The 13,181-nt window shown below is 57.0% G+C and carries 12 protein-coding genes; 7 read left to right on the forward strand and 5 right to left on the reverse strand.

The features are described from left to right. The first annotated feature begins 24 nt into the window (after positions 1-24). The 6 genes from E0D86_RS06935 to E0D86_RS06960 all read left to right on the forward strand — a co-directional run bounded on the left by E0D86_RS06935 (position 25) and on the right by E0D86_RS06960 (position 8,383). Entirely contained in the window at positions 25-549 is a 525-nt protein-coding gene (locus tag E0D86_RS06935) for a TRAP transporter small permease (RefSeq protein ID WP_131649279.1), read from the forward strand. Between the two features lie 53 nt (positions 550-602). Continuing rightward, positions 603-1,889: a TRAP transporter large permease gene (locus E0D86_RS06940; protein ID WP_177493031.1), complete on the forward strand. Its 1,287-nt coding sequence runs from the start codon at positions 603-605 to the stop codon at positions 1,887-1,889. A 67-nt stretch (positions 1,890-1,956) separates the two neighbouring features. Beyond that, positions 1,957-2,748, forward strand: coding sequence for an enoyl-CoA hydratase/isomerase family protein (locus tag E0D86_RS06945; protein ID WP_131649281.1), 792 nt, complete (start codon positions 1,957-1,959; stop codon positions 2,746-2,748). 33 nt (positions 2,749-2,781) lie between these two features. Continuing rightward, positions 2,782-3,969 (forward strand): CaiB/BaiF CoA-transferase family protein, encoded by a 1,188-nt coding sequence (locus E0D86_RS06950; protein ID WP_131649283.1) that lies wholly within the window; start codon positions 2,782-2,784, stop codon positions 3,967-3,969. Between the two features lie 10 nt (positions 3,970-3,979). Beyond that, a complete protein-coding gene (locus E0D86_RS06955) occupies positions 3,980-5,260 on the forward strand; it encodes an alanine--glyoxylate aminotransferase family protein (RefSeq protein ID WP_231752150.1) in 1,281 nt (426 codons plus the stop codon). 117 nt (positions 5,261-5,377) lie between these two features. Then, positions 5,378-8,383: an FAD-binding and (Fe-S)-binding domain-containing protein gene (locus tag E0D86_RS06960; RefSeq protein ID WP_131649285.1), complete on the forward strand. Its 3,006-nt coding sequence runs from the start codon at positions 5,378-5,380 to the stop codon at positions 8,381-8,383. Positions 8,384-8,536: 153 nt separating this feature from the next. Here E0D86_RS06960 and E0D86_RS06965 read toward each other — a convergent pair whose 3' ends face one another. Continuing rightward, positions 8,537-9,187 carry a GntR family transcriptional regulator gene (locus E0D86_RS06965; protein ID WP_131649287.1) on the reverse strand — a complete coding sequence of 217 codons (651 nt, stop codon included), beginning with the start codon at positions 9,185-9,187 and terminating at the stop codon, positions 8,537-8,539. Positions 9,188-9,518: 331 nt separating this feature from the next. Between E0D86_RS06965 and E0D86_RS06970 the strand changes: the two genes are divergently transcribed. Further along, a complete protein-coding gene (locus tag E0D86_RS06970) occupies positions 9,519-9,980 on the forward strand; it encodes a heme-binding protein (protein ID WP_131649289.1) in 462 nt (153 codons plus the stop codon). A gap of 136 nt (positions 9,981-10,116) precedes the next feature. On the opposite strand, the gene E0D86_RS06975 is transcribed toward E0D86_RS06970, so the two are convergent. The 4 genes from E0D86_RS06975 to E0D86_RS06990 all read right to left on the reverse strand — a co-directional run bounded on the left by E0D86_RS06975 (position 10,117) and on the right by E0D86_RS06990 (position 13,115). Next, a complete protein-coding gene (locus E0D86_RS06975) occupies positions 10,117-12,051 on the reverse strand; it encodes a DUF4105 domain-containing protein (RefSeq protein WP_131649290.1) in 1,935 nt (644 codons plus the stop codon). 20 nt (positions 12,052-12,071) lie between these two features. Then, entirely contained in the window at positions 12,072-12,392 is a 321-nt protein-coding gene (locus E0D86_RS06980; RefSeq protein ID WP_131649291.1) for a DUF2388 domain-containing protein, read from the reverse strand. Positions 12,393-12,417: 25 nt separating this feature from the next. Continuing rightward, the gene (locus E0D86_RS06985; RefSeq protein ID WP_131649292.1) at positions 12,418-12,711 is read right to left on the reverse strand and encodes a DUF2388 domain-containing protein; all 294 of its coding nucleotides are present in this window, start codon (positions 12,709-12,711) and stop codon (positions 12,418-12,420) included. An 86-nt stretch (positions 12,712-12,797) separates the two neighbouring features. Further along, complete coding sequence (locus tag E0D86_RS06990; protein ID WP_131649293.1) at positions 12,798-13,115, reverse strand: DUF2388 domain-containing protein; 318 nt, start codon at positions 13,113-13,115, stop codon at positions 12,798-12,800. Positions 13,116-13,181 lie beyond the last annotated feature (66 nt).

The raw sequence follows: 13,181 nt of genomic DNA on the forward strand, positions 1-13,181 counted from the left end.
GGGTCGATATATCAGGAGGAGCTGATGAGCTCTTTTAAAAAAGGTTACTTCAAGCTTCTTGAAGTCATCGTTGTAATCAATATTATCGCGCTGGCAGCGGTTGTTACAATTGGCTTTGTTTCACGCCTGGTCGGTTCGCCCTTTAGCTGGTACGACGAAGTTGCATCTGTAGGATTGGCTTGGCTGACCTATTACGGAGCCGCACTGGCTGCGGCAAAGGGCGCCCACATAGGCTGCCCAAGTGTCATTAATTACTTCTCCCCCAAGGTACGGCTGCCGATTGCACTTATCGCAGAGGCGATCACGATCGGTTTTTTCGTACTGCTCGCATATACCGGCATGCAGGTAGTGACCATTCTCGAAGGCTCAACGCTGGTCAGCCTGACCAACGTTTCGCTGCAGCTTACGCAATCAGTTATCCCGATTGGTGCAGCGATGTTCATTCTTGCCGAGTTATTACGCCTGCCCGATGTCATTGCGAGCGCCAAAGGCGCTGGGTTCGTCGACCATGAACTGGAAGAGCTAGAGGTTGAGCTCGCGAAAAGCTGAGTTCCGAACGACCCCATCGAGCCCGCAGAACTGCGCGCTCAGGAGAATAAAAAATGACGATTCTTTATATGTTTCTTGGCCTTGTCGTGCTCATTCTGATCAATGTGCCTATCGCGGTAGCGCTCGGTCTCATCGGCGCCGCTGCGACCTTCGCCACTTATGGTGTCTCGGCACTTCCCAACATAGGCATGGTGATGTTCGACGGGGCGACCAGCTTCCCGCTGATTGCGATTCCGTTGTTCATCCTGGCCGGTGCCATCATGAATGCTTCAAGCATTTCACGACGCCTCATTGATCTCGCATCAGCGATGCTGGGGTTCATAAAAGGTGGACTGTCGATGGTGACCATTGGCGCCTCTATCTTTTTCGCGGAAATTTCCGGCTCTGCGGTAGCAGGCGTTTCGGCCATTGGTAGCATCATGATTCCGGCGATGAAGAAGAAGGGGTACTCCAAGGAGTATTCGGCGGCTCTTTCATCCTCTGCCGCCAGTCTGGCGATCATCCTGCCACCTTCGATCCCCATGATTCTTTATGCGGTTATGTCTGGGGAATCAGTGGTCAAGATGTTTGTTGCCGGCATTTTTCCAGGGATTCTCGGGGCCTTGGGTTTAGCCGCCATGTGCTACTACTTGGCTAAAAAGAACAACTTTCCATCGGAAGGAAAGTTCCGGGCAGGAAAACTCTGGGAAGCATTCAAAAACTCCATCTGGGCGTTGTCGATTCCGGTAATTATTCTTGGAGGGATTTTCGGTGGCATTGTAACCGCGACAGAAGGTGCCGCACTGGCGGTCGTTGTTGCCATTTTCATCAGTGCTTTCGTATACCGGGAGTTCACCTTCAAAACTTTCTATAAGGCATGCCTTGATGCAGGTATACAAACTGCAGTGGTCATGCTCCTTGTTGCAAGCTCGGCCGTAGTTGGCCTCTATTTGACCGAGACGCAGCTTCCACAGCAGTTGGCCACCTCAATCAGCGAATGGACCAGCAACAAGTATGTAATCCTGGCGTTGTTGAACGTGATCTTCCTGATACTTGGGGTCTTTCTGCACTCAGCCGCTGCGATAATTCTGGTTGTGCCGATTGTATTGCCGCTGGTTCTTGCGGTTGGCATCGACCCCATTCACTTCGGTTTGATCGTCACGCTTAATTTGGCAATCGGGCAACAAACACCGCCGGTAGCCAGCGTTCTGATCGCTTCCTGCTCGATAGCCAAGTCGGATATTTGGGCAACCAGCCGAACCAATCTCTGGTTCCTCGGCGTGCTCTTCGCAATCCTGATCATGAACACTTACATCCCGGCCGTTGCGATGTCGCTGGTCAACTTTGTGTATGGCAGTTGATAGGCGCTGATGTTTCCAGCCTTCTGCTACCAATACCTGGCGGCAACGAACCGAAGGAATGAGAGAGATGAGTGATCAGAACCAGGGCACCGTTGAATGCCATATCGATCAAGGCGTGGCTTGGGTCGGATTCAATCGCCCCGAAAGCCGCAATGCCATGACCTGGCATATGTACGAATCGCTGGCAGCTATATGCCAACAAGTAGATGCTGACCCGGCGGTGAATGCGGTGATATTCCATGGCCGCGGGGGCGATGCCTTTGTCGCCGGTACGGATATCAAGCAGTTCACCGGTTTCGATGGCGAGCAGGGTGTTGCATATGAGCGCCGTATCGATAGCGCCATCGCCGGCCTGGAAACCATGCGCAAACCTACCATTGCCATGCTCGAAGGGTTCTGTGTCGGTGGTGGCGCGGCCATTGCCTTGGCCTGTGATTTTCGCTACTGCACGCCGTCATTGAAGTTCGGCGTTCCGATTGCCAGGACGCTAGGCAACTGCCTGTCCGTGACCAATGTTTCACGCTTGATGGACTTGATAGGCGTCGCGCGCACCAAGGAAGTGCTCATGGCCGCGAAGTTCATCGAGGCACCCGAAGCAGCCTTGATCGGTTTGGTCAACGAAATCTTCGACGCGGACGCTATCAGGCAGGAAGTCAACAACCGAGCGCAGGCATTCGCCAGTCGAGCTCCGCTGACGGTTCAAGCATCGAAAGAGGTCATCAATCGCGTGCTCGCACATCGACGTGCGGCCGCAGATGCCAGTGACGACTGGGTGCGGGCCTGTTACGGCAGCCAGGATTTCAAGGCAGCGGTCGGCAAGTTCGTTCACAAGACATCCTTTGAATGGACCGGGCGATAGCCTTCCGATCAATTTCCGGCAGTGAGGAATTCCATGCTCCCGTTGAACAATATAAAAATACTCGATGTATCCCAGATCATGGCCGGGCCATACTGCACCATGGTTTTGGGAGACATGGGCGCAGAAGTCATCAAGGTTGAGAAGGCCAACGGCGGCGATGACAGCCGGCAAATGGGCCCATACGTTAATGACGAATCCACCTGTTTCTCCCAGATCAACCGGAACAAGAAGAGCATTTCGCTGAACTTGAAGGATCAGCGGGCCAAGGACGTGTTTTACCGACTGGCCAATGAGGCCGATGTAATCGTGGAGAACTACCGCCCCGGCGTGACTCAGTCTCTGCAAATCGATTACGAGACCATCAAAAAGCTCAATCCGGGCATCATTTACTGCTCCATTTCCGGCTATGGGCAGACCGGCCCATACAGCAACAAGGGTGGTTTCGATCTGGTTGCGCAGGGCATGAGCGGCCTCATGTCGATGACTGGCGAGCCGGGTCGACGCCCTGTAAAAACAGGTATTGCGGTATATGACATAGGCGCGGGGATCACTGCGGTCTATTCCATTCTCGCGGCATACATTCACAAGATGAACACCGGAGAAGGGCAACATATCGATATCGCCATCACCGAATGCGGCTTGCCGTGGTTCAGCTGGGAGGCAGCCGCCTATTTCTCGGAGGGGAGGGTACCGGAGCCAACAGGGTGGCGACACCGAGTCTCCGCGCCTTATCAGGCATTCAAGACCCAAGACGGCTTTCTTATGCTCGGTTGTGCCAACCAGCGGACCTGGGAGCGCTTTTGCCTCGATGTCATAGCACGCCCCGAGCTGATCGATGATCCGCGCTTTGCAACGAATAGTGACCGCGGGCGCAATGTTGAAGTGCTCGAAGCCGTTATCGAAGACATCCTGACCCAACAGAACATGGACCACTGGCTTGAGCTTTGTGATGTGGCTGGCGTCCCGGCAGGCCCGATCAATAACTTCGCCCAAGCCATGGAAGACGAACATTTTCTCGCCCGGGGCATGGTTCAGGAGGTCGATCATCCGGTGATCGGCAAAATGAAAACGATTGGTTTCCCGGCAAAGTTCTCCCGCACGCCTCTGCAGATTCGTCGGCCGGCACCGCTTTTTGCCCAGCATACAGACGAGATCCTTCGCGGCATTGGTATCAGCGAGGAGGAAGTGGGCCGATTAAGGGGGGAGGGTTGCATCAGGTAAGCGTGGATTTTTGTTATTTAACGATGAATTCAAAACGCAAAATACAAAAATAACCAATAGCGAAAGGCTACGGAGATATCCCATGTTGAAGCTCGATTTTCATCCATCTGGCCGCCATTTCCTCCAAATTCCCGGCCCTTCTCCTGTACCGGATCGCATCCTGCGTGCCATGAGCCTGCCGACTATCGACCACCGTGGTCCTGAATTCGGCGCGTTGGGGCTGGAGATACTGGGCAAGATTCAGAAGATTTTCAAAACGGTGCATCCCGTTGTCATTTATCCCGCTTCAGGCACAGGCGCTTGGGAAGCGGCGCTGGTGAATACGCTGTCAGCCGGTGACAAAGTGCTGATGTTCGAGACCGGCCACTTCGCCACGCTATGGGAGAAGATGGCGCGTCGCTTGGGCGTGGAACCGGAGTTTCTCGGGTTGCCAGGGTATGAGGGTTGGCGCGCTGGAGTGCAGGCCGACATGATCGAACGGCGCCTGAGGGAGGACACCGGACACAGCATCAAAGCGGTTTGCGTCGTTCACAACGAGACCTCCACTGGCGTTACCAGCGATATTCCTGCGGTACGACGTGCCATGGATGCGGCGGGGCACCCGGCGCTGTTGATGGTCGATACCATTTCCGGGCTGGCCTGTGCCGATTATCAGCACGACGCCTGGGGTGTCGACGTCACGATTTCAGGGTCGCAGAAGGGCCTGATGTTGCCGCCAGGCATCAGCTTTAACGCGCTGTCAGATAAGGCGCTTCAAGCCAGCCGTCCCTCCCAATTGCCAAAAAGCTTCTGGGCCTGGGACGAAATCGTCGAGGCCAACAAAACTGGCTACTGGCCGTACACACCCAATACCAATCTGCTTTATGGCTTGAACGAAGCGCTGGACATGATCCTGGGGGAAGGCCTGGATAACGTGTTTCTCCGTCATCAGCGCTGGGGGGCGGGAGTGCGCACCGCTGTCGAAGCCTGGGGATTGGAAGTGCAGTGCCTGGACCCTGCCGTCCACTCACCGGTCCTGACCGGCGTCGTAATGCCAGAAGGTGTAGATGCCGATGCGGTTCGCCGGCTGGTTTACGAGCGTTTCGATCTCTCCTTAGGCATGGGGCTCGGCAAGGCCAAGGGAAAGATGTTCCGTATCGGTCACTTGGGTGATTGCAATGACCTGACTCTGATCGCGGCCCTCGGTGGCTGCGAGGCGGGAATGAAGTTATCCGGTGTTGAGTTGAAGGGAAGTGGAGTGTTGGCGGCGCTGAATTACTTTGCCGCTAATCCCCTGCGGACCGCCAACTGACACAGCATAAGCATCGCGGCTTAAGTCGCTCCTGCCGTGGGAGCGGCGCTAGCTGCGAACGGTGCTTTTTGGCGTAAGGCTCGCCACTGCCGCCCTGATGGAAACCGGGAGTTTGTGATGACTTCGTTTACTGAACAAAAATTAAAAGCGCGCAGCGCGCAAGTAGGCCTTGTCTCTGATCTTGCAGCACGCTTGCAGCGAGAGATTGCCGGCGATGTATTTTTCGATAAGGCCTCCCGGGGGCGCTATTCGACGGACGCATCGATCTACCAAGTCATGCCGGTTGGCGTAGTCATCCCGCGCCACCAGCAGGACCTACAGATTGCCTTGGATATCGCGCGTGACGCGAAGATTCCGGTACTCGCGCGGGGAGGCGGAACCAGCCAGTGCGGGCAGACGGTCGGGGAAGCGATCGTGCTGGACACTAGCCGTTGGCTGAACCAGATCGTTGAGTTCGACAAAGAAAGGATGACCGTCGTGGTCGAGCCCGGCCTCGTTCTCGATGATCTCAATCGCTGGCTGAAGCCACATGGGCTCTGGTTTCCGGTTGATGTATCGACAGCTGCGCAATGCACCATTGGAGGAATGGCCGGCAATAACTCCTGTGGGTCGCGATCGATCCGCTACGGCAACATGGTCCATAACGTTCTCAGCATCGACGCGTTACTGGCGGACGGCTCACAAGGCCATTTCGACTATATCGAGAACCTTTCGGCCGGCGGCAGAGTGCAGCGCATCGCTCAGCAACTCCAACAAATTGCCAGCCGCGAAGATGCAAATATCCTCGAGAACTTCCCCAAGGTATTACGCCGTGTCGGCGGTTATAACCTGGATATCTTCAACTGCCAGAACCCGCTGCCCTACGACCGTGACGGCCGTATCAATCTGGCACATCTGTTAATAGGGTCCGAAGGGACCTTGGCACTAACTCAACGCATCAAGCTGAAATTGGCGCCTTTGCCGAAGCAGAAAGTTCTGGGTGTGGTCAACTTCCCTACCTTTTATCAGGCGATGGACATGACCCAGCATATCGTCAAGCTGGAGCCTACGGCTGTCGAACTTGTCGATCGCACCATGATCGACCTGTCGCTTGAGAACCCAGCATTCCGCCCGGTTATTGAAAAAGCGTTAATCGGTGCACCCAAGGCCATTCTACTTGTCGAGTTCGCTGGCGATGACATGCAGGAGTTGCATCAGAAACTTGCCGGTTTGAATGAACTTATGGGCGATCTCGGCCTGCCGGGAAGTGTCGTGGACATGGTCAACGGTGCTGAGCAGACAGCACTTTGGAATGTCCGCAAGGCGGGGTTGAACATCATGATGAGTATGAAAGGCGACGGGAAGCCGGTGTCTTTCATCGAAGACTGTGCAGTCCCGTTGGATGGACTCGCCGAATACACCGATAAACTAACTCAGGTATTTCACAAGTACGGTACTGAGGGTACTTGGTATGCCCACGCCAGCGTAGGAACCTTACACGTACGCCCGATACTGGATATGCGCCGTGACGGCGGAGAGAAGATGCGTGCCATTGCCGAAGAAGCATCGGCTTTGGTCAGGGAATACAAGGGCGCCTTTTCTGGCGAACATGGCGACGGTATTTGCAGAGGCGAGTGGGTGGCCTGGCAGTTCGGCCCGCAGCTCAACGCCGCGTTCACGGAAATAAAGCAGATATTTGATCCGGAAAATCTGCTCAATCCGGGCAAGATCGTCGATACACCTCGTATGGACGATCAGAACTATTTCCGCTTTCCCAAGGACTATCAGGCGATCCCGGTTAAACCAGCACTCGATTGGTCCGGTTGGGATGTATTGCGTGATCCGCTCACTGGAGAGCAAAGTGAGCCTGGGAGCGGTGGTGATCCCACGTCAGGCCTGATCAAAGCAGTGGAAATGTGCAATAACAACGGCCACTGCCGTAAATTCGACGCGGGTACGATGTGCCCGAGCTTCCGCGCCACACGTAATGAACAGCATCTGACCCGCGGCCGCGCCAACACCTTGCGCTTGGCTTTGTCGGGTCAATTAGGGCCGGAAGGGTTAGCCAGTGAAGACGTAAAGGAAGCGCTTGATCTTTGTGTTTCCTGTAAGGGCTGCAAGCGGGAATGTCCAACCGGCGTGGACATGGCCAAAATGAAAATCGAAGCCCGCGTGGCCTGGTCGAAAACGCACCCGATGCCGCTTCGTGAACGCCTTGTAGCCGATATGCCGCAATACGCACCGTACGCCAGTTACTTCTCAGGACTGGTAAGCGCAGTCGAGCGCGTGCCGGCAGTGGCTGACTGGGTCAAGAAGAGCCTGGGGTTGGCTACGCAACGGGCGCTGCCGAGTTTTCAACGCAGCTTCCTCAGCAACGCGGGCGAGGCGCAAGGCAACGCAACACAGACGAAAGAAGTCCTGTTGTTTGTCGATACGTTCAATAACTACCTTGAACCAGCCAACGCCGAAGCCGCCCATCGGGTGCTGGTTGCAGCCGGATATAAAGTCCATTTCAACAAGGCAGCCCGCGAGCGACCACTTTGCTGCGGACGAACCTATCTGGCGTCCGGTCAGGTAGACAAAGCCAAAGCCGAAGCGAAGCGCACACTGGATTTCCTGATGCCATTCGTTGAGCGCGGGGTCAGCATTGTTGGTCTGGAGCCTTCCTGCTTGCTAACCATGCGTGACGAGTTTCTGCATTACGGATACGGCGAACAAGCCAAGGCATTGGCCAACGCCGCTCTGCTGTTCGAAGAGTTCTTGGTTCGCGAGCATGACGCCGGTCGTCTGGACCTGAAGCTGAAGGCGCTGGGTGCGTCCCGGGCGTTGTTGCACGGGCATTGCCACCAAAAAGCATTCGACGCCATGCGACCCGTGGAACAAGTGCTGCGCTGGATTCCCGAGCTGAAGGTCGAAACCATCGAAACGTCATGCTGCGGGATGGCAGGGAGCTTCGGCTACGAAAGCGAGCATTACGAAGTGTCCATGCAAATGGCCGAGATGAAGCTATTACCGGCCATTCGTCAGGCTAAAGCGGAGGATCTAGTGGTTGCAGACGGGACCAGTTGTCGCCACCAGATTCATGACGGTGCAAGCAAGGCGGCCTTGCATGTCGCCAAGGTCCTAGAGCAGGCATTGGCCTGAGCCTGACACGGCAATCGAGGGGGCGTCGGGATTGAGTTGTACTGCAACTGAAGCCTGAGGCGCTGAGGGACGGTAATGGAAAGAGACTTTTTTTACCTACCCAGCGCCTTCCATCGCAGCAGCAAATAGCTCGCTGCGAGATTTCAACAAGCTTTAAGCCACACCCGAAAGATTTTCAGCTTCAAGCTTGTGATTCAAATGTTCTCGAAGAATATCACCGAGCCTTTTGCTGTCGCGTTCCTGCAAGGCTTTAATCATTTCTTCATGGTCGTTCACTGCTTTCTGCCAAAACTCAGGGCTCATCTCTGCAGTGAAACGAAACCGTTTGATCCGTTGACTCAGATTGTTATACATCTCTAACAGTACAGCGTTACCTGAGGCGGCAAGAATACGCTCATGGATTTGTCGGTTGGCTTGGAAGTAAGCCTGCAAATCTTGGCGATTAAAATAATCAAGCATCTGTCTGTGGAGCTCGATAATGGTCGATAACTCATCTTCTGTTATACGGCGACAGGCCGCTTCGCCCGCAAGGCCTTCCAATGCGCCCATTACATCGTAGGTGTGCTGCACATCACTTAAACTGAGGCGGCTTACCCGCGCTCCTCGATTGGGGAGTATTTCTATCAATCCTTCGGAAGTGAGGACCTTCAGCGCCTCACGAAGTGGCGTCCGTGAGATTCCGAACTTGTCGCAAAGCTGTTTTTCGGAGATTTTCTCTCCTGCGGTAAGTACTCCATGCTCAATTAATTCTCGGATTCTGTCAGCCGCTTCCTGGTAAAGGATTCGGTGTTGAATTTTTTCCATAGTGGTCTCGCGAATAGAGTGCGGTTCGTTTGGCATTATATTAGACGTTAACTTAAGTTCGTCCCGTTACTATTTTTTGTGGCCGTCGTGCCTGAGGCGATACCTAACGTTAAAAATAATATCCAACCAATACACAGGCTGCGCAACGGTGCGCTTACTTATTTCAATAGCAGAAAATTACAGGAATTGCATTAAGAATTCGATCTGAGGCAAGATGATTTCAGCCAGGCTAGTTGGCGTCCGGCAAAAATCATTCAAAGCATTAATCGTCACACCGTTCCGGCGCGTTCAAATCCTGCATTAAGTATTTATCGAAAACTTGGAGGCACTAATGGCAGGCAAGGTTTTTCGTTCCAGCGTGAAAATTACCCGAGCCCAGGCTCGGCGGATTCTGGATGCAGCATTTTCTCAGGCGAGGTTGCAGGACATGGACCCGTTGACGGCGTTTGTCATGGATGGAGGTGGAAATCTGATTGCCGCCGAACGGGAGGATGGCTGCGCGCCGTTGAGACTTCCGGTGGCGCGCGGTAAGGCGTTCGCCGCGCTCGGGAATGGCGCATCCAGCCGGACGATAGGCGAGCGAAACGATCTCCGTCCGGCCTTCCTCGCCTCGGTCGCGGCTGCGTCTGATGGCACCTTCATTCCGGTGCCGGGCGGCGTTCTGATTCTCGACGCGAATGACGAAGTGATCGGCGCTGTGGGTGTGAGCGGCGCCTCCTCGGATGAAGATGAGCAGGTGGCTATCGTGGGTATCGAGGCTGCGGGCTTCAAGGTCGGCCTCGCACCCAAATAGGCCAGGGGAGCAATGTGAATGCGCCAACTATGGGCTGCGTTCGCCTCTTTCACTCAGGTGCCGTTCGGGGTTATCCGGCGAATAGCGGAAGGAACGATGGACGAAAATGCGGTTCCGGGAACCCGAGCTGCATGCATTAAGGCAGCTCCAGCCCACCGCCCGCCTTGTGCAAGGTACGTAAATGATCGCCGATCTGCGCCAGATTGGCTTCCACGTTTTCCAGCTCGAGCCGGCGTTCCTTGCCCAACAGCAAGCGGACTTCCGCGTTCAGTGTCTCGGTGAGCTGCAGCAGCCGTGCCTGGCGTTGGCTGCTTTCCTGCTCCAGCCGCGTCCATTCGCTGGCCTGTGGCAGGCCGTAGCCGTTGCCATCGAGCAGCTCGGCCGGGCGGCTCAGGTAGCCGCTGTTGGCAAGGATGCCTTGCAGCGTATCGTCAGCCTTGGCCAGGCTTTCATCGCCGCGTTCGCGGCCGCTCAGGTAGCGCTGTTTCAGTTCTTCCTGTGCCAGCAGCAGGTGTCGGCGCAGCGCCGCCTGTTCGACTAGTAGCAGAGCGGCGCTAGCGCGCAGGTCGGCTTGGGCGATCCAGGGGCGGCGTTGCTCGGCGCTGAGCTCCAGCCATTGCTCTACGCTGGTCTGCGGCAAGTCCAGCCGTTCGCGCAGCACCACGAACATGGCCTGATACCGGTCGCGGTAGGAGTCGAAGCGATAACCCAGACGCAGCGCCTCGCGCGGGTCGTCGAGCACGCTGGCATCGGCCAGACCACGATTGATCAGGATCTCCAGCAATCCGCTGGGCAGGATGCTGTCCAGCGCGTCGAATTCGGGACGGGCCGTTCCGCTGCGCAGCAACTTGAGGGTTTCCACCGCGCAGTTGTTGGACAGGAAGTAGTAGTCGCCGTCATAACTCCAATGCATCTCGGCGCTGCGCTCGACCAGCATGTCGATCTCGCGACGCTCCAGCTTCAGCGGAATCGAGGCGAGGCTGCGCAGCTCGACCTTCGTGTACTCATCGATCACCTGGCCCAGCGGCAGGACGAACAGGCGCGATGGGTAGACGCCGGTCAGACCATCCCAGCTGGATAGCTGCACATCACCGACGAAGGCGCGGAAAGAAAGCACTAGATGGTGATCGAGATCTAGCCGGCAATCTGGCCCGCGTGGACGGCCCGGCGCGCAGATCACCAGGCGCAGCATGCTGTGGCCCCAGCGGCTGACCCAGGCGTCATTGGCTTCGGCAAACAGATAGTCGACTTCATAGACGCGCTCCGGATCGAGTTCGATCAGCGGCGTGCGCGCAAAGTCGTGACCGGCGTTGAGGATCGGTAAGCCGCTCGCGCATTCATCCCCGTCTTCTGGCTGCCAGCCGAAATGGTCGCGGAAATAGCGATGCAGCGAAGGGCGGCGGCAGGCGTAACTGGGGTCCAGCAGGAAGTACTCGAGATTCACCGCGACGAATTCAAGGGGATTGGTCAGCTCGTAGAGATCCGGGCTACGGGCGGCCTGGGCATTGCTGACTTCCCGTTCGCCGCGTTGGCCGACGCGCTGGGGCCAGCCCGCCAGATCGAGCAGGCGTGGGTCGTCGCTGAGGGTGAAACGGCGTTCGGTCTGTCCGCGACAGGCATCCGGCAATCCCACCAAGCCGAGGCTGGCGGCGCGCTGGCTACAAAAAGCCAACTGCCGATGGCCCTCCGGCGACCAGAGCCGGGCGCGATCGTAGAGGTGGGTGATTTCGTGAACCAGCGTGGCCAGCAGCTCGCGGCGCACGGTGCCATGCGGGCGGCTGGTGCGTTGCGTGGCGGCGGAGCCATCGCTCAGCGCCGGCAGCAGACGGCGGTTGAGCAGCAGCAGATCGCCGCCGGCACTTCCGTAGACGTCGTGCGTCAGCCCATCGTGCCAGCGGACGCGTACGTCCCGGTCGAGGTGCTCGACCATCCGCGGTGGCAATGCCGCCATGGCTTCATTCAGTAACTGCTGACTGGCTGCCCACTCGGCCGGGTGCAGGTCGCGGTCATCCAGTGTCAGGCGCAGGTCGGCCTGAGCAACATTAGCGAACGCGGTGAGCGCAACGGCCATCCACCAGGCGCGAGATGATTTCACTGCGCGAGGATGAGTTCAGCCAGTGTCTGGTCGCTGGCTTGTCGAGCTTCGGGAAATGCGCTGCGTAGCCCGCCGAATGCCGCTTCCAGACGAGCACCGCGAATCTCGCCGCCGCTGGCGACGAAGCCGGCGGCGTCGTCACGCGCTTCGCTGACGACTTTCATGTCGCTGATGCGGCTGGTCACATCCGAGGTGAAGTTGATGCTGCGATCCAGCGCGTTGACGAGAATGTTGCTGGTGGCGACCAGCGTCTGCGCCTGTGCACCGCCGACGAACAGAACCAGTGCGAGCGGCACGGCGATCAGCTTGAAGTTCATAAGGGTTCTCGTAAAACGGGGTGGGTCATTGGACGAGGATTGCCTCGGCCAGTTCAAGGTCGCTTGCGGCTAGCTGCGGGTGGGTTTCACGCAGCCAACGCAGCGCCGATTCCAGCCGCGCTCCGCGGATCTCGCCATCGCTGGCGACGAATCGAGCGGCTTCGTCTCTGGAGTCGAGGATTAGCTTGTTGTCGAACGGGGCGCTGGTCACCTGGGTGGCGACATAGGTAGAAGCGACGCTGCTGGCAAGAAGGCTATCGAAGGCCTGCGCGCTGCCGCAAAGGCAACAGCCGGCCAATACAAGGTAAAGCGAACGCATGCGGATCCTGATGCCGAAAAAACAGCCTCATAGGCTAGCGAAACGCTAGCCCCGGGGCTAGCGCACGCTTGCTATAAAGCTCTGCGTCAGAGCGCCAGGATGGCGCTGGCCAGCTGCAGATCGCTGGCTTCGATGCCCGGCCGCTCACTGCGGATGTGTTTCAGCGCGGCTTCCAGCTGAGCACCACGCGCCTCGCCATTGCTGGCCACGAAACGGGCCGCATCGTCCCGCGCGTCGCGTACCAGCTTGTCGTCGCCCAGGTTCGAGGTGATGTCGGAGGTGCCTTCGACAGTGTTGACCAGCGAGGCGCCGATCGCATCGATGGTCCCGGTGACGCTGCCGGCGTAGGCCGTTCCGGTGACCAGGCAGGCAGCGGCGGCAACTGACAATAGATATTTGTTCATACACTTCTCCAGAGCTGAGCAACTTCGACCCGTGGCCGGGCGATGCCGTTCAGCTTATGCCGCAAG

It is taken from the genome of Pseudomonas sp. IC_126, from assembly GCF_004331835.1.
In the GTDB taxonomy this organism is placed as follows: domain Bacteria; phylum Pseudomonadota; class Gammaproteobacteria; order Pseudomonadales; family Pseudomonadaceae; genus Stutzerimonas.

Bases quoted from the DNA above. Each gene is read 5' to 3' on its own strand.
- E0D86_RS06935 (WP_131649279.1), top strand. From the start codon at position 25: ATGAGCTCTTTTAAAAAAGGTTACTTCAAGCTTCTTGAAGTCATCGTT.
- E0D86_RS06940 (WP_177493031.1), top strand. From the start codon at position 603: ATGACGATTCTTTATATGTTTCTTGGCCTTGTCGTGCTCATTCTGATC.
- E0D86_RS06945 (WP_131649281.1), top strand. From the start codon at position 1,957: ATGAGTGATCAGAACCAGGGCACCGTTGAATGCCATATCGATCAAGGC.
- E0D86_RS06950 (WP_131649283.1), top strand. From the start codon at position 2,782: ATGCTCCCGTTGAACAATATAAAAATACTCGATGTATCCCAGATCATG.
- E0D86_RS06960 (WP_131649285.1), top strand. From the start codon at position 5,378: ATGACTTCGTTTACTGAACAAAAATTAAAAGCGCGCAGCGCGCAAGTA.
- E0D86_RS06965 (WP_131649287.1), bottom strand. From the start codon at position 9,187: ATGGAAAAAATTCAACACCGAATCCTTTACCAGGAAGCGGCTGACAGA.
- E0D86_RS06970 (WP_131649289.1), top strand. From the start codon at position 9,519: ATGGCAGGCAAGGTTTTTCGTTCCAGCGTGAAAATTACCCGAGCCCAG.
- E0D86_RS06975 (WP_131649290.1), bottom strand. From the start codon at position 12,051: ATGGCCGTTGCGCTCACCGCGTTCGCTAATGTTGCTCAGGCCGACCTG.
- E0D86_RS06980 (WP_131649291.1), bottom strand. From the start codon at position 12,392: ATGAACTTCAAGCTGATCGCCGTGCCGCTCGCACTGGTTCTGTTCGTC.
- E0D86_RS06985 (WP_131649292.1), bottom strand. From the start codon at position 12,711: ATGCGTTCGCTTTACCTTGTATTGGCCGGCTGTTGCCTTTGCGGCAGC.
- E0D86_RS06990 (WP_131649293.1), bottom strand. From the start codon at position 13,115: ATGAACAAATATCTATTGTCAGTTGCCGCCGCTGCCTGCCTGGTCACC.